We start from the raw sequence: 22,189 nt of genomic DNA, 5'->3' as shown, positions 1-22,189 counted from the left end.
TTTTGCGTAAAAAATAAACAAAAATGCCTGATTAATAAATTTGTCCAAATGTTATAATCACATTTATTTTTTCGTTGGTATATTAACGTTTTTTAATGCAAGATAAAGCAGAAAGCAGCATGGTCTTTTTTGAAATTTTGCATTATAGCAGATGAAAAATTCACGAAACGCATTTTTGCAAAAATAATTATATTTTTTCACATTTTTTATTGACCGTCACGTATATTTTTCTTATGCTATAAGCGTTATTGCGAATGATTATTTTTTTCATGAATAGCTTTCATGAGTACCTCTCACAATCAACCCATGCAATAACAGTTAAAGATTCCCGAAAGGAACGAGTGTGAAAACTTCACGAATTTTCGCAACTGCAGCTGCGGTTGCATTATTAGCAACTTCTATGGGTGCTTGCGGCTCCGCAAAAAATGCCGAAAATAAGGCGAAGGGCAATCAAGTAAATGTAGTGGCAACTACAACTCAAATTTGCGATTACGTAACTCAAATCGCTTCAACTGCTGACGCAAAATCTGGATTGAGCCTCAATAAGACTGATTCTCAGGGCAAGAAGTCTGTAATCGGAGCTCCTCAAGACAAAGCAAAGTCAACAATTAATTTGACCTGCTTGCTTGCGCCAAACGCTTCTGCTCATGAGCATGAAATGACTCCAGCTCAATCTAAAGCTCTTTTTAAGGCTGATTTGATGCTTGTTTCTGGTGTAGATCTCGAGCACTTCTTGGATCAAGCTGTGAAAGCTACCGGTTTTAAGGGCACTATGGGTGTAACTTCCGGTATTCTCACTGCTGACGAAATCAAGGATCCAAAGGCTGAGACTGCTAAGGAAAAGGATCTTCCATACAAGGTTGATCGCGGTATCGCTAAGGTGCATGCTGAAAAGTGGCCATTCCCTCCAGAAGAAGGCGAGAAGGAGCCTGAATTCCAGTACGATCCACATATTTGGACCAGCACGAAGAACACGATGATTCAGGTTAAGAATATTGGTTATTTCCTCGGAAAAGCTCTTCCTAAGAGCAAATCTATTTTCGATGAGCATGTTGAAAAGTTCGTTAAGTCTTTGACTGATTTGGATGCTTGGGCAACTAAAGCTTTGAATAGTGTGCCACAAAAGCATCGTGTTCTCTTCACTTCTCACGATGCATTCGGTTACTTCTCTCGTGACTACAATGTGAAGTTCATTGGTGCAGCACTTTCTGATTTCAACAGCCAGCAGGATGCTACTGCAGATCATATTCAGAAAGCTGCAGAAGATGTCAAGAAGTCCGGAGCTGTTGCGATTTTTGCTGAGAATTCTAACAATTCCAAGTCTATCAAGGCTGTTGCTGCAGCAGCAGGAGTAAAGGCTGTTATTGGCGACGACGCACTTTATGGAGATTCGCTTGGACCAGTCGGATCTGCAGGCGAAACTTACATCGGTTCCATTGTTCACAATGTTGAAACATTGGTGAAAGCTTGGAATGGTAATGTTCCTGAACTTCCAGATTCAGTTAAGACTGCATTGAAGAAGTAACATATAAATAACAGTAAAAATAATAGTATCGTAACAGTAACTTTAATAGCGAAAGTTTAATAGCGAAAGCAAGAAGTTACTGTTACGAATACTTATTAATAAACTGAAAAGACTGGAAATATAGTGAATAAGAGCGTCCTTGCAATGAAAAATTGCGACCTGGCATACGGTTATAAAACTGTAGTGACTGGTATTAATGGCAGTGTGCAAGCCGGGGAAGCTTTGGCTTTAATAGGTCCAAATGGTTCTGGGAAAACAACGTTTTTGCAGGCTATTATTGGTATCGTGCGCGTAAGTCGCGGTGAACTGAAAATGCCTAAGGCTTTGTCTATTGGATATGTTCCACAGCAGGTTGATTTGGATTTAACGTTCCCGATTATTGCACGGCAAGTTGTTGCAATGGGCTTAAGTAGACAGACAGGTTTTCTTGGATTGCTTAAAAAAGATCAGAAAAAAGCTGTTGAGGATGCTCTTAATCATGTTGGTTTATTCAATCGCGCAGATGTGCGATTTGGTGACCTTTCTGGCGGTCAGCGCCAGCGCATTCTTCTTGCGCGCGCGATTGTTGCAAAGCCAACGCTTATTTTGCTCGACGAACCTTTTAATGGTCTTGATGAACCGAATCGCCGAGAACTTCTTAATATTATGAAATCAGCAAAGCAAGAAGGTATTGCTTTTGTTGTATCTACGCACGATTTAGTTATTGCAGATGCTATTTGTGAAAAAGCGCTACTTTTAGCTGGCAAGCAGATTGCTTTTGGCGCGCTTAAAGAAGTAATGACTAAAGAAAATATTACTCGTGCATATGGTGGAAGCATGCCTGCTGCTTCTGCAGGTCTTACTTTTTCGGAAATTGCGGAAGGCTGATTTTCAATGCTTGCCCAATTAGTTGAGTCATTAAGAAAAGTTCTGGAACCAATTCCTGGTTTTGATTTTATTGCTTCTGCTCCTTATATTTTTCGCCCGTTCTGCTTACTTATAGTTCTATCTATAGCTAGCGGAATCGTTGGTGTATTTGTGAACTTGAGATGTGCTGAATTTAATGCGGAAGCTATTGTGCATGGCATATTTCCTGGAATTGTTGTAGGCGCTTTATACGGTGGCATAGATCAAATTATTCCTGGTGCTGCAATTTGTTCAGTATTTTTAGTTGCTGCATTAGTGTGGGCTTCTCGTTCAACTCGCATAAATGAATCGATTATCGCAACTGTTTTAACTACTTTCTTTGCTCTTGGTGTAGTAATTTCACTAAAAAAAGGTGATATGTCAGGTCAGCTCGAGGCATTGATGTTTGGTAGGCTGCTTGATGTCACTGATGAGCGAATGACTCAAGCAATGTGGATTTGCTTGTTTGCAATTATTGTGCTTTTGGCAACTTGGAAACAGCAGATTATTGTTGCTTTCGATCGAGCAAGTGCTCCATTAATGGGAGTGCATACTCTTTTTGTCGATATTGTTCTTAACGTTGGCATTGCTGCGGTTGTTGTTTCTGCATCTTCAGCTGTTGGTGTTCTTCTTGTGATCGGGTACCTTATTATTCCAGGAGCTAGTGCTCGTTTAGTGTCTAGAACAGTTGGGCGTATGGTTGCAGTTGGTATCTTTGTTGGTATTGCTGGAGTTGTTCTTGGTATGTACGTTATGAATTTGGAGCTTGATCATCCTATTTCTCCTCAAGCTGCAATTGCATTAAGCATGTGTGCAATGTTCGTAGTTGTGCTTATTGTACGCTGGCTATTCCAAGTCATTTCATCTATAGTTTTTGCGCATAAAACTCATACAAGCGGTACCGATATGCATGTTTTAGCAAAATCTTGTAAAGGTAGGGAATAGATGGTAAGTATTTGGCAAATTATTGCTCTACCTATAGTTGAAGCAATTGTTGTAGGTGCTCTATGTGGTTTTGTTGGCTCTCTCGCGCTTCTTAATCAGCGAATATTCTTTACTGAATCTATTACTCATGCTGCTTTTCCTGGAGCAGTATTAGGTGTAGTTTTAACTTCTGCTTATACAATAGATCAAAATATTTTGTCGCTTGGGCTTTTTGTCGGTGCTGCTGTTGCGTGTGTTGTACTTTCTTTAGTAATGTATGCACTTTCGCATCTTAAAGGCATTTCTTCGCAAGCTGCAGCTGGTATTACTTTAACTGTTGGCTTTGCTAGTGGATACTTTTTAAATAAGTGGTTTGCTCCATTGCCATTGCGTATTGAGGGATTTTTAACTGGATCATTGCTTAATTGCACTCCTGCAGACGTAATTTCAGCCTCTGTTGCTTTCTTGCTTGTTTTGGGATTATGGATTTTTAATTCTGCTAATCTTGTGCATTGCTCGTTTGACCCTATTAATTACCGTGCTGCAGGCGGAAGATCAGGTTTTATACAGGGCATGGTTCTTGCTTTGATTATTATTACTGTTTCCGTTATTATTCCAGCAGTTGGTACAGTTGTTTCAGTATCTCTTATTGCTGCTCCTGCTGCAGCATTAAAGGGAAGAATTGCTTCTATAAATAAATTCGTACTTGCATGCGTAATTACTGCTGTTTCAATTGCTTTAATTGGACTAGCTTTAGCTGTAATACTGAAGCTTTCTGCCGGTGGCACTATTGCTATTTGCGCTGGAGCTTTCTTCTTAATAGTCAAGATTGGCGAAAGCATTTTTATAAAAATTAATGATTTTTCATCAAGATTGCATGCAAGGCGAGAAAAAGTAGCCGAAAACGCTATTTAGCAAAAGAGTTTTAAAAGTCGCTCTGTTGTCCTAGAATGTCAACGAATTGCGCGTGAAAAATGCGCGCGATTGACGTCGTTTTTGCGCGTTTTGTTGATTGTTTAATCGCGTAAGTTTATCGACGCCACACAAGTCCAGGTCTGCACATTAGTAACGCAAGACCCCGATAGAAAAGGACAATTATGGCTGAAAATACCATCTCCATCACCGTAAACGAGGAACGCAAGGAGGTGGATGCAAGCTTCACTGGCGCCCAACTTTTCGCGGAAGATAAGAATATTATTGCTGTGCGTTTAAATGGCGAGTTGCGTGATTTGTACACGTCTCTTCATGACGGCGATACCGTGGAATCAGTGGCCCTTGATAGTGAAGATGGCATCGCAATCATGCGTCATTCCGCTACTCACGTGATGGCTCAAGCTGTTCAAGAAATTCGACCAGACGCAAAGTTGGGCGTAGGTCCTGTAATTAAAGACGGCTTTTACTACGATTTCGATGTTGATACTCCATTTACGCCAGACGATTTGAAGCAAATCGAAAAGCATATGCAGCACATTATTAAAGAGTCTCAAAGCTTCCGTCGTCGCGTTGTAACAGAGGACGAAGCGCGCGAAGAAGAAGCAAATCAACCTTATAAGTTGGAGTTGATTGGGGATAAGGAAGCAGCTCTTGATCCTGCTGCCTCTGGCGAAATCAGCAAGCATGAGCTTAGCATGTACGACAATGTAGATCGCGAAGGAAACAAGGTTTGGAGCGATTTGTGCCGCGGACCTCACCTTCCAAACACGCGTTACATTAAGGCTTTTAAGCTTGAGCGTGTGGCTGCAGCTTACTGGCGTGGCTCGGAGCAGAATCCTATGCTTCAGCGCATTTACGGCACTGCTTGGCCTAGCAAGGAAGAGCTTAAAGCTTACACAACTCGCATGGAAGAAGCTGCTAAGCGCGATCACCGCAAGCTTGGTCAAGAGATGGATTTGTTCTCCTTCCCAGACGAGATTGGCCCAGGCTTAGCCGTATTCCATCCAAAGGGTGCTGCAATTATTAACGCAATGGAAGATTATTCGCGCGAGCAGCACAGAAAGCATCACTACAGCTTCGTACAAACTCCGCACATTACTAAGGGTGGCTTATATGAGACTTCCGGCCACTTGCAGTGGTACAAGGATGGCATGTATCCTCCAATGAAGCTTGACGAAGAGCGCGACGAAAATGGTAACGTAACTCGCCAAGGTGCTGACTACTACTTGAAGCCAATGAATTGCCCAATGCATAACTTGATCTTCAAGTCTCGCCAGCGTTCTTATCGCGAGCTTCCTTTGCGCTTGTTTGAGTTTGGTACTGTGTATCGCTACGAAAAGTCTGGCGTTGTGCATGGTTTAACTCGTGTTCGTGGATTGACTCAGGATGATTCGCACATTTACTGCACTCGCGAGCAGATGCGCGATGAGTTGAAGAGCTTGCTTAACTTTGTGCTTGGTCTTCTTAAAGACTTCGGTTTGAACGACTTCTACTTGGAGCTTTCCACTAAGGATGAGCATAAGTTCGTCGGTTCCGACGAGATTTGGGAAGAAGCAACTAATACTTTGGCAGAGGTTGCTAAAGAGTCTGGTTTGGAACTCGTGGACGATCCAGGTGGAGCTGCATTCTACGGCCCGAAGATTTCCGTGCAAGCTCGAGACGCAATCGGTCGCACTTGGCAGGTTTCTACTATTCAGCTCGACTTCAACTTGCCTGAGCGCTTTAAGTTGGAGTACATTGCGGCTGACGGTAGCCACCAGCGTCCTGTGATGATTCACCGCGCACTCTTTGGCTCTATTGAGCGTTTCTTCGCTATTTTGCTCGAGCATTACGCGGGCGCGTTCCCAGCATGGTTGGCTCCAGTTCAGGTAACTGGCGTTCCTGTTGCAGACGAGTTCGCTCCACACTTGCAAAAATTGATTAGCGATTTGGAAGAGAATATGGTTCGTTGCGAAATGGACAACTCTGACGATCGCTTCGGCAAGAAGATTCGTAACGCTTCTAAGTCTAAGGTGCCATTCACTTTGATTGCTGGCGAAGAGGATGTGAACAACAATGCTGTGAGCTTCCGCTTCCGCGATGGCAGCCAATTGAATGGCGTTCCTGTTTCGCAAGCTAAAGAGTGGATTTTGTCCATCATTAAGCAGCGCGTTCAGGTCAATACTGCAGAAGATTTCGAGCGCTACACTAAGTAGCATAAGCTATTTAAGTTATGTAATTTAAATAACGTTACTTAAGCAGCACAGTTTCGCTTGAAAACTAAATTGCAATAAATAAACGAAATAAGCAAAAGTCCACACTTCTTAACGTTGTGTGGGCTTTTGTGTGTATTACAGCCGATTGACTAATATGAGATTGTTTATTGAACCCAAGTTTTATTTGCTTGATTACGCTAGGAAGGTTGCATTCAATGTTGGAATCATTACGCAGCGGGTTTAAGCGCACTATTTCTCCAATTGCAAAATTGCTAGTCCGATTAGGCATAAGTGCTAACTGTGTAACAATTGTCGGAACAATAGCTGTAGTTATTATTGCTTTTGTTACTGCTTTTACTAAACAGTTTGTTGTTGGCACTATATTTTTAACTATTTTTGTGCTTGCGGACAGTTTAGATGGTTCTGTTGCTGCTTTGACAACAGGCGGCACAAAATTTGGTGCATTTCTTGACTCAACTCTCGATCGCATTGCAGACTGGTCATTATTTTCCTCTGTATGCATTTGTTTGTATGAAGCTCACGAAAAAGATATGTGCACTTGGATTTCAACTTTGAATGGCAATGCAATAAAGTGTGTAGGATTATTAAGCTGTTTGGTTGCTCTTATGGCAGCTTTCGTAACTTCATACACTCGCGCTCGCGGTCAGTCAATAAATGTAGATTCTAAAAAAGGTTTAATAACTCGTGCAGATAGAGTTGCTGTGATTCTTGTTGCTATGGGGCTTGTTGGTCTTACAAATCAACTTTTTTGGTTAAGTTTTGCTATGATTCTGCTTGCTATTGGCGGTATTATTACAGTTTTCCAGCGTATTTTTGAAGTAAAGCATGGGCTTGATATAAAAGATAAATAAAATTTGTCGCGAAAGCGCAATAAAATCGTTTCGTTTGATTAACTGTACGTTTTAGGAGTATCATGTCAGGTCATTCCAAGTGGGCGACTACAAAGCACAAGAAGGCCGCTATCGACGCAAAGCGTGGCAAGCTTTTTGCCAAGCTTATTAAGAACATTGAAATTGCTGCACGTTTGGGTGGTGGCGATCCTGATGGTAACCCTACGCTGTACGATGCCATCGTTAAAGCTAAAAAGGCTTCCATGCCTGCTGACAACATCAAGCGCGCTGTAAAGCGTGGTTCTGGTGAAGAAGCTGGCGGCGCAAACTATGAAGAGATTGTTTACGAAGGTTACGCTCCTGCAGGTGTTGGATTGATTATTGAATGCCTTACTGATAACCGTAATCGTGCTGCTGCTGATGTGCGTTCAACTCTTACTAAGGGCAACGGTTCTTTGGCAACAAGCGGTTCCGTGAGCTTCAACTTCGAACGTAAAGGTTTGATTGAAGTTCCATCCGAAGGTGTTGACTACGATAAGCTTTTCGAAGTTGCAGCTGAAGCTGGAGCTGAAGATGTTGCTGATGATGGCGATGTTTATTCTGTTTACACCAATTCCAGTGATTTGGTAACTGTGCGTAAGGCTTTGCAGGAAGCTGGTTTCGACTATGATTCTGCAGATATCATTATGCATCCAAATAATGAGGTTGAATTGAGCTTCGAAGATGCTCAAAAGGTTTCTCGCTTAATCGATAATCTCGATGACTTGGACGATGTTCAGAATATTTACAGCAACTGGACCGCTTCAGATGAAGTTATGGCTCAGCTTGAGGAAGATGAATAGTCTCCTATGATGATTTTGGGCGTTGACCCCGGGCTTACTCGCTGCGGGGTCGGCGTGATTGAAGCCGGCGTCTCGCGTCGGCTTTCTTTTATTCACGTCGATGTGTTGAGGTCTGAGCCTGATCTTTCGCAAGATTTGCGACTTTTAAAGATTTATAATGGATTAGTTGAAAAAATTGAGCGTTTTTCGCCTGATACTGTGTCTATTGAACGTGTTTTTGCGCAAGAAAATCGAAATACTGTTCTTGGCACTGCACAGGTTGCAGGTATTGCAATGCTTGCTGCAGCTCAGCGCAATATTCCTGTTGCTTTACACACTCCTACTGAAGTTAAACTTGCTGTAGCTGGAAACGGAAAAGCTCAAAAACCTCAAGTAGAGCGCATGGTCGCGCGACTACTTGGACTTAATGTTTTGCCTACTCCTGCTGATGCTGCCGACGCTTTAGCTCAAGCTATTTGTCATGCTCTTCGTCCTTCTGGTGCTTTACAAGGTGGCGAGCGCGAGCAGCATCTAACTGCTGCGCAGAAACAGTGGGCTTTAGCTCAAGCTCAGGCGCGTAAATCTTCTTCTGTCGTTCGAGGCATGTAGGATATTAATAGAACAGATGTTCTATTATAATTGTATTTGACTTTATGTGCTTTAAGCTATGAGTTTTTGTTAAGTGGGAGTGAGTTTATGATTGGAATGCTTGTTGGACAAGTTGCGTCAATTGATGCTCGTTCTGCTCTTATTGTTGTTTCTGGAGTTGGCTATGAGACTTATATGCCTTCTCAAGATTTGTCTTCTTTGCATGAAGGCCAGGAAGCTCGCGTTTATACGTCGCTTCAAGTTTCGCAAGATGCTTTAACTCTTTATGGTTTTACAACTCAAGCTGCTAAACGAATGTTTTTGCAAGTGCAAAAAGTTAGTGGAATTGGTCCTAAAGTTGCTCTTTCTATGCTTTCAACTTTGAATGTTGATCGTCTTTTACAAGCTATTTCTGAGGGAGATGTAACTTCTCTTTCTTCTGCTCCTGGTTTAGGGAAAAAGGGTGCGCAGAAGATTATTTTGGAATTGAAGGGTTCTCTTGATTCTTCAATACTGGCAGATAGTTCTAATGATTCTACTCAATCTAATAAGCAGATTGTTGATTCTAGCGTGCAATGCGTAATAGAGGGTCTTGTTTCATTGGGTTGGAGACAAGTTGACGCTCAAAGAGCAGTTGAGCAAGTTTGTGCAGATAATAATATTTCTACTCCTATATCTGATGCAGATTTGCCTAATGTTTTACGAATGGCATTAGCTTCACTTGATAGGGGTAGGTAATCATGTTTGTAAAGAATCTAGTATTGGGGGAGTTGAAGTGAGTGAAGAGTATACTTCTGCGCTAAATACTGGTGTTGCTGAAGAATCCTTACGCATGGTTTCTTCAACGCCTTTAGGAAATGAGCAACTCAGTGATGAGGAACTTCGTCCTCGCGCATTAGAAGGTTTTATTGGTCAACCAGTTTTAAAAGCGCAATTGCAACTGTTTTTAGATGCTGCTAAAAAGCGTGATGTTGCGCCTGACCATATGTTATTGGCTGGCCCTCCTGGATTGGGAAAAACTACATTAGCAATGATTGTTGCTAATGAATTGCAAGTTCCTATTCGAATTACTTCAGGTCCTGCCATCCAGCATGCTGGAGATTTAGCTTCTATACTAAGTGCGCTTGACGCAGGTGAGGTGTTGTTTATTGACGAAATCCATCGTTTGCCTCGTGCTGCAGAAGAGTTGCTTTATATTGCTATGGAAGATTTTCGCGTTGACGTTATGGTCGGTAAAGGTCCTGGTGCCTCATCAATACCGCTAACTCTTCCTCGTTTTACTGTAGTTGGAGCTACCACTAGGGAAGGAATGTTGCCTTCTCCATTGCGCGCTCGTTTTGGTTTTACTGCTCACCTTGATTTTTATCCTCACGAAGAGCTTGAAAAACTTATTGAGCGATCTGCTAAAGTCTTAGGAATTCGCCTTATAGATCAAGCTGCTAAAGAGCTATCGTTACGCTCTCGTGGCACTCCTCGTATAGCGAATCGCTTGTTGAGACGTGTCAGAGATTGGGCTATTGTGCATGATTTGTCAGAAGTAAATCATGAAGCTGTTGTTGAAGCGTTAGCTTTATACCAGATTGATACACAAGGTCTTGATCGACTTGATATTGCAGTTTTGAAGGCTATGGTTTGTCAGTTTAACGGTGGACCGGTTGGTCTTAATAATCTAGCTGCAATGGTTGGTGAAGAAGCTGAAACTGTTGAAACAGTATGTGAACCATATTTAGTGCGTGAAGGATTCTTAATTCGCACTCCTAAAGGTCGTGTTGCAACTAGTAAAGCTTGGAAACATTTGGGCTTTAAAGAGCCTAGTAATGTCAGTGAGCTAGCTTAAAATAATTAACTTGGACGGCATTTCGACCGTCTTAGGGTTGGATACTTAAGGAGTTTACTTTGCCTCAATTTTTCCAGCAGTATGGCATGCTTATTATTCTCGTTGTAGCAATGGTTTGCATGATGATGTTCCAGACTCGCAATGCTAAGAAGCGTCAAGCTGAAATGCGTTCCTTCCATGAATCTTTGGAACCAGGTACTGAAATTATTACAATCGGCGGCATTATCGGCAAGATTGTAAGCGTAGATACTCAATATGAAGAGATTGTTATCGATTCAGAAGGTAGTTTGATGCGAGTATCTTTCCGCGCTGTGAACAGATTGTATGTGCGTCCAGCGTTTATTAGCGATGAAGAAGCAGAAGAAGCTGCACAAGCTGAAGAAGCTAAGCAAGATGATGCAAATAAATCTGTAAGCGAAGATAACGAGCCAGTATCAGAATCTGCAGAATCTGAAAAGTAATAACTTTTATCTCATAAATTTATAATTTAATACTTAAGTCGTGATGTGTGAGTCAGCACATGTCTCACGCATCACGCGAATATGTGACATTCTTTCCATATTCCAATAACAAGTCTTGTGAAGAAAAGAACGTTAGGATTATGACAGCAACGGATATTACAGTGAAAACGTTGAAAACAGTAAGCAACGATGATGCCGCTTATCTTGCTTCTTTGATTCGTACCGTTCCAGGATTCCCCAATCCTAGTATTATATTCCGTGATTTTCTTCCTATATTTTCAAATGCGCGCTCTTCGCGAATTCTTATTGATTCTTTAATTGATGCCTTGCCTGTGCCAGCTGATTCAATTGATTTGATTGCTGGGCTTGAAGCTCGAGGTTTTCTTTTTGGACCATTGTTGGCATCTCGGTTAGGCAAAGGTTTTCTTGCTATTCGTAAAGCTGGTAAGCTACCTCCTCCAGTTATTACTGAGTCATACATGCTTGAGTATGGTCAGGCAAGTATTGAAATTGAAAGCGACGCTATTAAGCCAGGTCAACGTGTGCTTATTGTTGACGATCTTATTGCAACTGGAGGCACTGCAAAAGCTGCTGCAAATATTGTCAAGCGCGCTCAAGGAATAGTTGCAGGTTTTAGTTTTGTTATTGAACTTACTGGTATTAGTGGAATGAGTGAGTTATGCGATTATCCTTGCAGTAGTTTAATTACTATGCCAGCTTAAAAGTTTATTATTATCGCTTATTATTAAAGTAATATCCTATTTAAAACAATATATTGGTTTTGCACCTAAAAGAATTGAAAGGAAAAGGCATGGTTGAAAAGCTTAAGTCATCCTTAATAAACATGTCTAAAGGTGTAATAACTCCTGTTATTGTTATTTTTATTTTTTCTCTTACGATAGGTCTTTTCTTATCTCTCACACTTCTTGTGGTTTCTATCGAAGAAGGAACAGGTAATCTTTCTGAATCTGCAATGTCTATGACTTGGGCTGTGTTTATGTTTGCTCAAGGCGTGGGTCTTACTTTTGGAAATTGCATTCTTACGATTATTCCTTTAGGCCTTACTTTTCTACTTATTTCAACGCTTGTATGCTTAATTCGTCGTATTAAAGGTGGGAATATAGCATATTTTACTGGGCTTGTAGTCTGGGCTGCTATTAATGCGATACTTTCTCAAAATACGCATGTTACTTTACTTGATTCTACTTTTATTGTTGCTTGTAAATCTTCTTGTGTTTATTTAATTTCGTTACTTATAGCGGTTTTCCCAAGAAGCTCGCTGTTTGTATCTGCTAAGCAGCGTTATAAGCAAATATGTCCTGAGTATATTCAAAAAAATATTCGTATTACTAAGCGAACTGCGGTAATTTTGTTCGGTTTATATGCTTTTGTTGCACTAATAACTGTTGTGGTTTGGGCTTGTACAAATTTTGGTTATGTTAATTCATATTTCAATAAACTAGGCATGCAAAATGGTTCGCGTATTCTTACAACTATTGCTTGCTTAGTTTGGTTGCCTAATGTTGCTATTTGGGCATTATCTTGGATTTGTGGATCTGGATTTAATATTGGATCTGTTGCACAATTTACTTTAACAGTTTCTCAACGTAAATCTTTGCCGCCTATTCCGGTTTTTGGAATATTTCCTGATGCTGTTATTGATGTTGTGCATCGCACTGTTTTTTACTCTATAGTTCCAACTTTATGCTTTATTGTAATGCTTGTAGCTTTATTGCATAAAAGCGGCTGTGGCTTGCGCCTAAAAAATATTATTGATAAAACTGAGCGTGAGTCTTTTATGTTGAACGCTATAGAAGCTGCAACTGATAGTGTTGGCGTATCCGCTTTAATTACAATTATGTGGACTGTTGTTTTTTCAATAGCAAATGGTTCATTAGGGGAATGTCGACTTTCTTATATTGGAGTTGACATTATTGAAAGTACTAGAGCTGTTGGTCATCTTACTCTATACGCTTCTGCTGTAGCATTGGTTATTTCAATTTTTAGTATTCTACTTATTTGTGGTGCGAGATATTGCTTAAATCTTATTGCTGCTAGTAAGTCGAATAAACCTGTAAAATTTGCAGAATTAATCGAAAATAAGGCTAGTAATAAAAAGAATCAACCTTTGCCTTTGAAAAAAGCCGCTCCTAGGACGGTTTCATCGAAGGCTAAAAGAAAATAATTCCTCACTACTATTTTGGGAAGGAAGGCCGCCGTGCAACAGACACAGAGCAAAGAATCAAACGCAAATGTGCTGATAACCACAGGTGAAAAGCAAATTCGTAGAGTTCTTGTTTCAGTTTTTCATAAAGAAGGACTTGAAATATTAGCTGAAGCATTTAGAAAGGCTGATACTGAAGTAGTTTCAACCGGCTCTACTGCTGCTAAATTGGCGGAACTTGGCGTTCATGTTATTGAAGTTTCTGACATTACTGGTTTCCCAGAAAGTCTTGATGGAAGAGTGAAGACTTTAGATCCGCATATTCACGCTGGAATTCTTGCAGATATGAGTAATGCTGATCATGTAAAGCAACTTGAAAGGCTAAACATAAAGCCGTTTGATGCTGTAGTAGTTAATTTGTATCCGTTCGTAGACACTGTAATGAGCGGTGCTGATAGTGATGCAATTATTGAGAAAATTGATATTGGTGGACCTTCTATGATTCGTGCTGCAGCAAAGAATCATAAGTCTGTTGTCGTTATTACAGATCCTGCAGATTACCAGCTTTTAGCTAATAGAATCGTTTCAGGTGAAGGCTTTAATTTGCAAGAGCGCGAATATTTGGCTGGTAAAGCATTTGCTCATACAGCAGCTTACGATGCTTCTATATCTGAGTGGACAAGTAAAGCATGGCAGAAGCCTGAAAGTTTGAACACAAATGATGAAGAAGATAGTAAAAATGCTGAATCTGTGAAGCTTCCTGCAAACTACACGCGCACTTGGAGCTTAGAGCATACGCTTCGATATGGCGAGAACCCTCATCAGCAAGCAGGATTGTATTTAGATCCTCTGCATAAGGGCGGTTTAGCTCAAGCTGAGCTTCTTGGCGGAAAACCTATGAGCTACAACAATTATGTGGATGCGGATGCTGCTTGGCGTGCGGTTTGGGATTTTGCTCCACAAATTGCAGTTGCTGTTTGCAAGCATAATAATCCATGCGGTTTAGCTATTGGAACTAATGCAGCTGAAGCTCACAAGAAAGCTCACGCTTGCGATCCTGTAAGTGCTTACGGTGGTGTGATTGCTTCAAATACTACAGTCACTTTAGAAATGGCAGAAAGTGTGCGTCCAATTTTCACAGAGGTTATTGTGGCTCCAGACTATGAGCCTGAAGCTTTGGAATTGCTTCGCACTAAAAAAAAGAACCTCCGCATTTTGAAGGTTGCAACTCCGCCAGTTTTAGGTTTGCAAGTTCATCCTATTGACGGCGGTGCTTTAGTTCAGTCTGCAGATAAGATTGATGCAGTTGGTGATAATCCTGAAAACTGGACGCTTGTTTCTGGAGATCCTGCTGATGCTGATACTTTGCGCGATTTGCAATTTGCCTGGCGTTCGCTTCGTTGTGTAAAGTCTAACGCAATTCTACTTGCGCATGATAATGCTACTGTTGGCATTGGTATGGGGCAGGTTAATCGCGTGGATTCGTGCCATTTGGCTGTTGAACGTGCGAATACTTTGGCTGATGGTGCTGAACGTGCTCGTGGAGCTGTTGCGGCTTCGGATGCTTTCTTCCCATTCGCTGACGGTCCGCAAATTTTGATTGAAGCTGGCGTTCGCGCAATCGTGCAGCCTGGTGGCTCTATTCGCGACGAAGAAGTGTTCGAAGCTGCGCGCAAAGCTGGTGTAACGATGTACACTACCGGTACTCGTCACTTCTTCCACTAAAATTGCTTTAGCTAAGATTCATAGACAAATAAATTAATCAATATTATGGATGCAGCGTTTGTGTACTTCAAGCGCTGCATCTTTGTGTTAGTGCCTAAAACAACTCATGTTTTCTTATCGCGGAGCAGGTATGATACAAGTATGACAGATAGTGAGCATCAGACTAGAAGCACTAAAACGGAACATCCGTACGTGTCGGAAAAACGTGAGGGTAAACCTTATGCTGAATGGATTGTAGCAATTATTATTGGACTTTGCGCATTATTGGCATTTATAGGATATGTAAAAGCCGCCACAGTTGTTATTTCTGTGACGGCTGTACTTCTAGGAGTTATGCGCTTAATTATGCGTCAGCGTAGCCCTTGGAAAGTTCGCTCAGTTGGCTTTGATTCTTTCATCAGTATTACGCTCGGCATAGGTTTGCTTATAACATACGCTTCAATTATATTTTTGCTATAATTTTATTCTTAAAGATTGTTCGCAACGTTATTGTCAGATACGTTTTGAACGTATTCATAGCTCATATCTGGTGCTACAGGAGCATCTGCTTTTGTGTCTGCAAAGTTTTGTATTGGTGCAGGATTTGTTTCATTTGATACAGCAGGTTTTTGTGCTGAGTTTGAAAGAAGCTTTGTTAATAGCAAAACTAGGCTAACAAGCGCTGCAGCAAAAATTGGAGCAATCCAGAATACCCACAATTGACTTAGTGGTTTAACTTCCAAATCATGAGAGTTTGCGAATAATGCAATGCCGGTAGAACGAGCAGGATTCAAACCAGCTCCTGTAATTTGATATGTAATGAAAGCGCCAGCTGCGTATGCAATACCGATGTGTGTTGCATAACCGCATTTAGTATTACCTTCATGGTCTGTGCTGCGCAATGCAGTGGCAACAATCAAAATAACAGCAATAACTTCAACTAATAACGCAGATACTATTCCGAAAGACAAGTTTATTTCTTTTAGTTGACGTGCAGAAAGAGATGCCTTTTCGAATCCGTTTACTATTGAAACAAACCAATACTTTTTGTCAAAACCTGAGCCTTGGCCAACTTGTGATGGATTAATGCTTGAATTCTGCTGAGGAATAATAAGAATGAACAATCCTGCAGCTGCAATAGCACCAAGAACTTGGGCAACAATGTAGCATAATCCTGCAGTGTATGAAGTGCGTCCAGTAAGCATCGAAGCAACTGTTACTGCAGGGTTAAGGTGGCCTCCAGAAACTTTAGATGCAATATATGTCGCTGCAGCATAAGCGATACCAGTGCCGGCAGCAATCATTAAAACGTTGATTCCGTACATTACGGTAGTAAGAGAATAAAAAGTGTAAACAACGAACATCGCTAAAGCTGTAGCAATAAATTCAGTACCAATACGAACAATAAGTGGCGCAGCAGTTTTAGTTGTGCTGCACGGTGTATCTGTAGTTTTAATCATAACTTTCCTTAATTTTAGTTGTGCCGCTTTGTTAATGATTGCAACACAATGAAACCTAGGCTATATTATCACGGCTATGCCATACGGTAACATAGGAAGATGTGGTGTTTTTTGATTTATTGCAAATTTAATAAATTGCCACATAAATTTAGTAAGTTAATGAGTAATGAATTGCTTATATTGCGTATTCTTAAGTAAATTCTGGCGCAAGTATGTATGTAATTCTTTAGGTCACGTTGGGAGAACGATGCCAAACGCATATTCCCGCGCCAATCAGGCGCATTCAGATGACAAGAACGCCATTCGACTGCAGAAGCTGCTTGCTGAAGCTGGATTTGGTTCAAGACGCAAGTGTGAAGAGATTATTCTTGACGGGCGTGTTGAAGTAGACGACGAATTGGTTACAACACTTGGTACTCGAGTAGATCCAAAACGTCAAAAAGTGCGCGTTGATGGATCTCGCGTAAAGTTCAACACAAAGCTAGTAACGCTCGCATTGCATAAGCCTAAGCGAGTTCTTAGCGCAATGGACGATCCAAAAGGTCGCTTTACTTTAAGAGATATTGTTGGAGACAAGTACGAGCGAATTTTCCACATGGGACGCTTGGATTACGATTCTGAAGGTCTTATTTTAATGACCAACGATGGCGAGCTAAGCCAGCACGTAATGCACCCAAAGTATGAGGTTGAGAAAACTTATATTGCAACTGTTGAAGGCAAAATCAACGGTATGGTTTGCCGCCGCTTGGTTTCGCAAGGCGTGAATCTTGAAGATGGTTGGATTAAGCTCGACCGCTGCGCAATAATCGACCAGAATCACGACACAACCATGGTAAAAGTTGTGTTGCATTCTGGCAAAAATCGTATTGTTCGCAGGATTTTTGGAGCCGTAGGATACCCTGTAAAGCGTCTTGTTCGTACGCAAATTGGCCCTATTAAATTGGGTGACTTAAAAGCTGGATCGTATCGCGTGCTTTCTCAAACAGAAGTGCGTTCGCTTTCTAAGGAGGTTGGCCTGTGATTTGTGTAGCAATTGATGGACCAGCAGGAGTAGGTAAGTCTTCTACTTCTCGTGCTTTAGCACAATACTACGGTTTTGCGTATTTAGATACGGGTGCAATGTATAGAGCTGCTGCTTGGTGGTGCTTGAAACAAGGTATTGACTTAAGCACGAAGCTTGAATTGGATGAAGAAGGAAATCCTGTAAATCCAGCGGATACTGAACGTTTTAATCAAATCATTGAAGCTGTTGGAGCCTTATTTACTGAAAGTGACGCTGACTTTAGTGTTAATCCTAAGAATCCTGTAGTGACTGTCGAAGGTGAGGATATTAGCGAAGAATTGCGTTCCAGCGAAGTTTCTTCGCATGTGTCTACTGTATCTTCGATTCCTGCAGTTCGCCGTATGCTTATTGCTGCTCAGCGAGCGTATATTGCTTCAGAGTCAGATGAAGATTCTTTCTCTAAAGGTGAGGGAATAGTTGCAGAAGGACGCGATATTACTACTGTTGTTGCTCCTAATGCTCAAGTTCGAGTGCTTCTTACTGCACGCGAAGAAGTGCGTCAAGCTCGCAGAAACAAGCAGAATATTGCGCAAGAAAATTTGCAAAATAATGAATCTAAAAATAATGAATCTGAAGAAGACGATATTCGCGCTCGTGATGCTAAAGATGCTAAAGTTACGCATTTTCTTCAAGCAGCAGACGGTGTTACAACGCTAGATAATTCTGATTTGACTTTTGAGCAGACTCTCGATGCTCTTGTTGAAATGGTTGACGCTGCTATCGAGCAAGATGAGTACGACCGCTATGCTGCTAATCTTGAAGGCTACGATCTTGACGATGAAGATCGTGCGCTTCTTCGAGGCGACGAAGTAAGTCAAGACGATGCAAAAGACTCTAAAGCTGTTGGAGTAATCGCCATTATAGGTCGACCAAACGTTGGAAAATCAACGCTGGTAAATCGTATTTTGGGTCATCGTGTAGCTGTTGTAGAAGATACTCCAGGTGTTACAAGAGATCGCGTAAGCTACGACGCTGAGTGGGCTGGAACCAACTTCAAGCTTGTTGACACTGGCGGCTGGGAAGCAGATGTTGAAGGTATTGATTCTTCTATTGCTCAACAAGCGCAAGTAGCAGTGCGTTTAAGCGATGCTGTGATTTTCCTAGTAGATGGTCAAGTTGGTTTAACAGCTACAGACGAGCGTATTGTTTCAATGCTTCGTGCTGCAGGTAAGCCTATTACTCTGGCAGTTAACAAGGTTGACGATGCTAGAAGCGAGTATTTGACTGCAGAGTTTTGGAAGCTCGGAATGGGTGAGCCTTACGGAATTTCTGCAATGCACGGCAGAGGCGTTGGAGATTTGCTTGATGCAGCGCTCAATTCTTTGAAGAAAGCGAATAAAACTTCAGGATTCTTAACTCCAGAAGGACTTCGCAGAGTTGCTTTAGTAGGTCGTCCAAACGTTGGTAAGTCTTCGCTTTTGAATCATTTAGCTCATGAAGAGCGATCTGTTGTAAACGATTTGGCTGGAACTACTCGTGACCCTGTTGATGAGGTTGTGCGAGTTGACGGCGAGGATTGGCTGTTTATTGACACTGCTGGTATTAAGCGCAGGCAGCACAAGCTTACGGGTGCTGAATACTATTCTTCACTTCGTACGCAAGCTGCGATTGAACGCTCGGAACTTGCTTTGATTCTTTTCGATTCTTCCCAGCCGATTGCAGAGCAGGATTTGAAAGTTATGAGCCAGGCTGTAGACGCGGGTCGAGCAATCGTACTTGTGTTTAACAAATGGGACTTGATGGACGAATTTTCCAGACAGCGCATGGAACGCTTATGGAAAACTGAGTTTGAGCGCGTAACTTGGGCTGAGCGCGTAAATCTTTCCGCAAAAACAGGATGGCATACGAATCGTCTTGCGCGCGCTATGCGAACAGCTTTAGACAGCTGGGATAAGCGCATTCCTACAGGCAAGCTCAACGCTTTCTTGGGGCGTATTCAGTCTGCTCATCCGCATCCTTTGCGAGGCGGAAAGCAAGCGAGAATCTTGTTTGCCACGCAAGCTTCTACGCGCCCACCGCGTTTTGTAATATTTACAACTGGCTTCTTAGAGCACGGATACCGTCGCTTTATTGAGCGATCACTTCGAGAAGAATTTGGATTCGAGGGAACTCCTATTCAAATCTCCGTAAAAGTACGAGATAAGAAGAAGCGCAAATAAAGCGCGATTAAGTCACAAGTAAGTTAGTGTTAAGTAAAGTAGGAGCGTATATGGCTGGTTTGAGCGAGTTAGCTTTCGATTTGCATCATGCTAGCGAAGATGAGATTTTTCAAGCATTTGTTGATTGGGTTAAAGATAACAAACATGTAGATTTGTGGCCGCATCAAGAAGAATCCATCATGGATTTGCTTGCAGGAGACCACGTTATTTTAAACACTCCAACAGGTTCCGGGAAATCTCTAGTAGCGCTCGGCATGCATTTCGCGGCACTCACTACAGGTAGACGCTCCTACTATACTGCGCCAATTAAAGCTCTTGTATCCGAAAAATTCTTCGATTTAGTAGCTATTTTTGGGCGTGACAACGTTGGTATGATTACAGGCGACTCGCATATTAATGCGGATGCTCCAATAATCTGCTGCACGGCGGAAATCTTAGCAAATCAAGCCTTACGTGAAGGTGCGAACGCTGAAGTCGATTGCGTTGCAATGGACGAATTCCACTACTATGGTGATCCAGAGCGCGGATGGGCTTGGCAAGTTCCGTTACTTACACTTCCAAATACGCAATTCTTACTTATGAGCGCAACTCTTGGAGACGTAACGGATATTGCGGAACGCTTAGAAAAATCAACAAAAAGAAACGTAGATATTATTGCAGACGCTCCAAGACCAATCCCGCTCGAATACGAGTACACAGATAAGCCGCTTGCAACAACTGTAGAACTCTTATTTAACAAGGGTTTAACGCCAATTTACGTAGTTCATTTTTCGCAAGACGCGGCTCTTGAAACAGCGCAAGCGCTCGCAAGTACGGGAGTTTCAAGCAAAGAGCAGCGAGACAAAATTGCTCAAGCCATTAAAGGTACTAAATTTACTACAGGTTTCGGCAAAATTTTGCAAAGGCTACTGCGCACCGGCGTTGGAGTGCATCATGCTGGCATGCTTCCTCGCTACCGCAGGCTCGTCGAGCAGCTGGCTCAGCAAGGACTGCTACCAGTTATTTGCGGCACAGACACTCTCGGCGTTGGCATTAATGTGCCGATTCACTCGGTTGTGCTTACAGCTCTTACAAAATTTGATGGGAATCGTAGTAGAAAGCTTCGCGCTCGCGAGTTTCATCAAATTGCAGGTCGTGCAGGCAGAATGGGGTTCGATACCGAAGGCTTAGTAGTTGCAGAGGCTCCAGAGTTTGAGATTGAAAACGCGCGAGCTATTGCAAAAGCTGGTAACGATCCTAAAAAGCTTAAAAAAGTTAAGCGTAAGAAGGCTCCAGAAGGCTTTGTTGTTTGGGGCGAGCCAACATTTACTAAGCTTATTGAAAGTGCTCCAGAAACTTTGAATCCGCACATGGTTGTAACTCACTCAATGATTTTGAACGAAGTTACGCAAGGTGGAGATGCTAGAGCGCGCGTTGAAAAACTTATTGAAGATAGTGCTCAAAAGCCGCAAGATAAAGAAAAACTTCTTGAACGTTGCAACGATATTTTCCAAACTCTGCTCGATACTCAAGTTATTGAATGTAAAAAGCGCGAGGGTGGTTCTTGTGATTATGATCTTGATGTTGCTATGCCAGAGGGTTTTGCTCTAGATCAGCCGCTTTCTCCGTTCTTGCTTGCCGCTTTGGAACTTCTTGACCCAGAATCTGAAAGCTATGCACTTGACGTAATTTCTATGGTTGAAGCAACTCTGGATGACCCTAAGCCTGTTCTTCGCGCGCAGGAGCGTAAGGCTCGCGATGCTGCAATGGCTGGAATGAAAGACGATGGCATTGATTACGAGGAGCGCATGGAACGCTTAGCTGAAGTTAGCTATCCTAAGCCTCTTGAGGATTTGCTAGCTCCTGTTTTTGCGCAATATCGCAAGGACGTGCCGTGGGCAAACGACTACTGGATTAAGCCTAAATCTGTACTTCGAGACATGGTTGAAACTGCTTCCGATTTTACTGGCTATATTTCTCGTTATGGTATTGCTAGAAGTGAGGGAACGCTTCTTCGTTACCTTTCGGATGCTTACCGTTCGCTTGCTCGCACTGTGCCAGAAGACATGCTTAACGAAGAATTGCGCGATATTATTTCGTGGCTTCGTCTTGTTGTGCGCTCTATTGATTCTAGTCTTGTTGACGAGTGGGAGAGTGCTGGAGGATCGGATGCTGAAGCTAGCGCTGTAACTACGGCTGCGCCTTCAACTTCTGAGTCTGTAGTTGAAGATCGTCGTGGACTTATTGTGTTGATTCGAAACGCAATGTTCCGTCGTGTGCAACTTATGGATTTGGAAGATGCGGATACTTTAGGAGAGCTTGACAAGGCTTGGGGTTACGGAGTTCACGAGTGGAATGATGTTCTTGACGATTACTACGAAGAGCACGAGTATGTTGGTATCGATGCCAAGGCTCGAAGTGGCGACTTGTTTATTTTGGATGATTCACTTGAGAAGAGTGAACATTCTTGGAAAGTTCGGCAGATAATCGACGATTCAGACGGGGATTATAATTGGGCTATTACTGGCGTTGCTGATTTAGATACAACTCAAGACGAAGGTGAAGTTGTGTTCTTTGATTACCAAGTTTCGCACGTGTGATTTTTAAAAATGTGCTAACGGAATGCAAAACACAGAATGC

19 protein-coding genes are annotated in these 22,189 nt (G+C 42.1%); 18 read left to right on the top strand and 1 reads right to left on the bottom strand.

Going from position 1 to position 22,189, the window contains the following annotated elements:
• Positions 1 to 343 precede the first annotated feature (343 nt).
• From HXT57_RS03960 to HXT57_RS03890, 15 genes are all read left to right on the top strand, one after another.
• Positions 344 to 1,525 carry a metal ABC transporter substrate-binding protein gene (locus HXT57_RS03960; RefSeq protein WP_421783383.1) on the top strand — a complete coding sequence of 394 codons (1,182 nt, stop codon included), beginning with the start codon at positions 344 to 346 and terminating at the stop codon, positions 1,523 to 1,525.
• 144 nt (positions 1,526 to 1,669) lie between these two features.
• On the top strand, positions 1,670 to 2,392 hold the full coding sequence (locus HXT57_RS03955) for a metal ABC transporter ATP-binding protein (protein WP_421783381.1): 723 nt from the start codon (positions 1,670 to 1,672) through the stop codon (positions 2,390 to 2,392).
• Positions 2,393 to 2,398: 6 nt separating this feature from the next.
• Complete coding sequence (locus HXT57_RS03950) at positions 2,399 to 3,355, top strand: metal ABC transporter permease (protein ID WP_012914218.1); 957 nt, start codon at positions 2,399 to 2,401, stop codon at positions 3,353 to 3,355.
• Entirely contained in the window at positions 3,356 to 4,249 is an 894-nt protein-coding gene (locus HXT57_RS03945; RefSeq protein WP_004108805.1) for a metal ABC transporter permease, read from the top strand. It abuts the gene before it with no gap.
• A gap of 182 nt (positions 4,250 to 4,431) precedes the next feature.
• Positions 4,432 to 6,462, top strand: a complete 2,031-nt coding sequence (thrS, locus tag HXT57_RS03940; protein ID WP_012914217.1) for a threonine--tRNA ligase — start codon at positions 4,432 to 4,434, stop codon at positions 6,460 to 6,462.
• Positions 6,463 to 6,677: 215 nt separating this feature from the next.
• Positions 6,678 to 7,334, top strand: a complete 657-nt coding sequence (locus tag HXT57_RS03935; RefSeq protein WP_064621377.1) for a CDP-alcohol phosphatidyltransferase family protein — start codon at positions 6,678 to 6,680, stop codon at positions 7,332 to 7,334.
• Between the two features lie 62 nt (positions 7,335 to 7,396).
• Positions 7,397 to 8,155, top strand: coding sequence for a YebC/PmpR family DNA-binding transcriptional regulator (locus HXT57_RS03930; protein ID WP_004106544.1), 759 nt, complete (start codon positions 7,397 to 7,399; stop codon positions 8,153 to 8,155).
• 6 nt (positions 8,156 to 8,161) lie between these two features.
• Complete coding sequence (gene ruvC / locus HXT57_RS03925; protein WP_012914216.1) at positions 8,162 to 8,743, top strand: crossover junction endodeoxyribonuclease RuvC; 582 nt, start codon at positions 8,162 to 8,164, stop codon at positions 8,741 to 8,743.
• 87 nt (positions 8,744 to 8,830) lie between these two features.
• Positions 8,831 to 9,460 (top strand): Holliday junction branch migration protein RuvA, encoded by a 630-nt coding sequence (ruvA, locus tag HXT57_RS03920; protein WP_064621376.1) that lies wholly within the window; start codon positions 8,831 to 8,833, stop codon positions 9,458 to 9,460.
• 94 nt (positions 9,461 to 9,554) lie between these two features.
• Entirely contained in the window at positions 9,555 to 10,559 is a 1,005-nt protein-coding gene (ruvB, locus tag HXT57_RS03915; RefSeq protein WP_217431467.1) for a Holliday junction branch migration DNA helicase RuvB, read from the top strand.
• 59 nt (positions 10,560 to 10,618) lie between these two features.
• Positions 10,619 to 11,020 (top strand): preprotein translocase subunit YajC, encoded by a 402-nt coding sequence (yajC, locus tag HXT57_RS03910; RefSeq protein ID WP_064621375.1) that lies wholly within the window; start codon positions 10,619 to 10,621, stop codon positions 11,018 to 11,020.
• 140 nt (positions 11,021 to 11,160) lie between these two features.
• Positions 11,161 to 11,742, top strand: a complete 582-nt coding sequence (locus HXT57_RS03905) for an adenine phosphoribosyltransferase (protein ID WP_012914213.1) — start codon at positions 11,161 to 11,163, stop codon at positions 11,740 to 11,742.
• A gap of 89 nt (positions 11,743 to 11,831) precedes the next feature.
• Positions 11,832 to 13,205 (top strand): DUF6350 family protein, encoded by a 1,374-nt coding sequence (locus HXT57_RS03900; RefSeq protein WP_415697889.1) that lies wholly within the window; start codon positions 11,832 to 11,834, stop codon positions 13,203 to 13,205.
• 33 nt (positions 13,206 to 13,238) lie between these two features.
• On the top strand, positions 13,239 to 14,909 hold the full coding sequence (purH, locus tag HXT57_RS03895) for a bifunctional phosphoribosylaminoimidazolecarboxamide formyltransferase/IMP cyclohydrolase (protein WP_415697890.1): 1,671 nt from the start codon (positions 13,239 to 13,241) through the stop codon (positions 14,907 to 14,909).
• A 141-nt stretch (positions 14,910 to 15,050) separates the two neighbouring features.
• Positions 15,051 to 15,368 (top strand): hypothetical protein, encoded by a 318-nt coding sequence (locus tag HXT57_RS03890; RefSeq protein ID WP_012914210.1) that lies wholly within the window; start codon positions 15,051 to 15,053, stop codon positions 15,366 to 15,368.
• Positions 15,369 to 15,376: 8 nt separating this feature from the next.
• On the opposite strand, the gene HXT57_RS03885 is transcribed toward HXT57_RS03890, so the two are convergent.
• Positions 15,377 to 16,348 carry an MIP/aquaporin family protein gene (locus tag HXT57_RS03885; RefSeq protein WP_004108851.1) on the bottom strand — a complete coding sequence of 324 codons (972 nt, stop codon included), beginning with the start codon at positions 16,346 to 16,348 and terminating at the stop codon, positions 15,377 to 15,379.
• 247 nt (positions 16,349 to 16,595) lie between these two features.
• Here HXT57_RS03885 and HXT57_RS03880 point away from each other — a divergent pair, with 247 nt between their 5' ends.
• The 3 genes from HXT57_RS03880 to HXT57_RS03870 are packed head-to-tail and all read left to right on the top strand — an operon-like array spanning position 16,596 to position 22,149.
• On the top strand, positions 16,596 to 17,369 hold the full coding sequence (locus tag HXT57_RS03880; RefSeq protein WP_064621404.1) for a pseudouridine synthase: 774 nt from the start codon (positions 16,596 to 16,598) through the stop codon (positions 17,367 to 17,369).
• On the top strand, positions 17,366 to 19,570 hold the full coding sequence (gene der / locus HXT57_RS03875; protein WP_415697891.1) for a bifunctional cytidylate kinase/GTPase Der: 2,205 nt from the start codon (positions 17,366 to 17,368) through the stop codon (positions 19,568 to 19,570). The genes HXT57_RS03880 and der overlap by 4 nt, the downstream gene beginning before the upstream one ends.
• A 50-nt stretch (positions 19,571 to 19,620) precedes the next feature.
• A complete protein-coding gene (locus HXT57_RS03870; RefSeq protein ID WP_421783377.1) occupies positions 19,621 to 22,149 on the top strand; it encodes a DEAD/DEAH box helicase in 2,529 nt (842 codons plus the stop codon).
• Positions 22,150 to 22,189 lie beyond the last annotated feature (40 nt).

The organism is Gardnerella sp. KA00771 (genome assembly GCF_049244045.1).
GTDB classification, from domain to species: Bacteria; Actinomycetota; Actinomycetes; order Actinomycetales; family Bifidobacteriaceae; genus Bifidobacterium; species Bifidobacterium swidsinskii.
The sequence above is the reverse complement of the archived record's forward strand: the minus strand, read 5'-3'. Positions and strand labels throughout refer to the sequence as shown.

What these genes read in the sequence shown, in the direction of transcription:
- HXT57_RS03955 (WP_421783381.1), top strand. Translation starts at nt 1,670, where the DNA reads ATGAAAAATTGCGACCTGGCATACGGTTATAAAACTGTAGTGACTGGT.
- HXT57_RS03950 (WP_012914218.1), top strand. Translation starts at nt 2,399, where the DNA reads ATGCTTGCCCAATTAGTTGAGTCATTAAGAAAAGTTCTGGAACCAATT.
- HXT57_RS03945 (WP_004108805.1), top strand. Translation starts at nt 3,356, where the DNA reads ATGGTAAGTATTTGGCAAATTATTGCTCTACCTATAGTTGAAGCAATT.
- thrS (WP_012914217.1), top strand. Translation starts at nt 4,432, where the DNA reads ATGGCTGAAAATACCATCTCCATCACCGTAAACGAGGAACGCAAGGAG.
- HXT57_RS03935 (WP_064621377.1), top strand. Translation starts at nt 6,678, where the DNA reads ATGTTGGAATCATTACGCAGCGGGTTTAAGCGCACTATTTCTCCAATT.
- HXT57_RS03930 (WP_004106544.1), top strand. Translation starts at nt 7,397, where the DNA reads ATGTCAGGTCATTCCAAGTGGGCGACTACAAAGCACAAGAAGGCCGCT.
- ruvC (WP_012914216.1), top strand. Translation starts at nt 8,162, where the DNA reads ATGATGATTTTGGGCGTTGACCCCGGGCTTACTCGCTGCGGGGTCGGC.
- ruvA (WP_064621376.1), top strand. Translation starts at nt 8,831, where the DNA reads ATGATTGGAATGCTTGTTGGACAAGTTGCGTCAATTGATGCTCGTTCT.
- ruvB (WP_217431467.1), top strand. Translation starts at nt 9,555, where the DNA reads ATGGTTTCTTCAACGCCTTTAGGAAATGAGCAACTCAGTGATGAGGAA.
- HXT57_RS03905 (WP_012914213.1), top strand. Translation starts at nt 11,161, where the DNA reads ATGACAGCAACGGATATTACAGTGAAAACGTTGAAAACAGTAAGCAAC.
- HXT57_RS03900 (WP_415697889.1), top strand. Translation starts at nt 11,832, where the DNA reads ATGGTTGAAAAGCTTAAGTCATCCTTAATAAACATGTCTAAAGGTGTA.
- HXT57_RS03890 (WP_012914210.1), top strand. Translation starts at nt 15,051, where the DNA reads ATGACAGATAGTGAGCATCAGACTAGAAGCACTAAAACGGAACATCCG.
- HXT57_RS03885 (WP_004108851.1), bottom strand. Translation starts at nt 16,348, where the DNA reads ATGATTAAAACTACAGATACACCGTGCAGCACAACTAAAACTGCTGCG.
- HXT57_RS03880 (WP_064621404.1), top strand. Translation starts at nt 16,596, where the DNA reads ATGCCAAACGCATATTCCCGCGCCAATCAGGCGCATTCAGATGACAAG.
- HXT57_RS03870 (WP_421783377.1), top strand. Translation starts at nt 19,621, where the DNA reads ATGGCTGGTTTGAGCGAGTTAGCTTTCGATTTGCATCATGCTAGCGAA.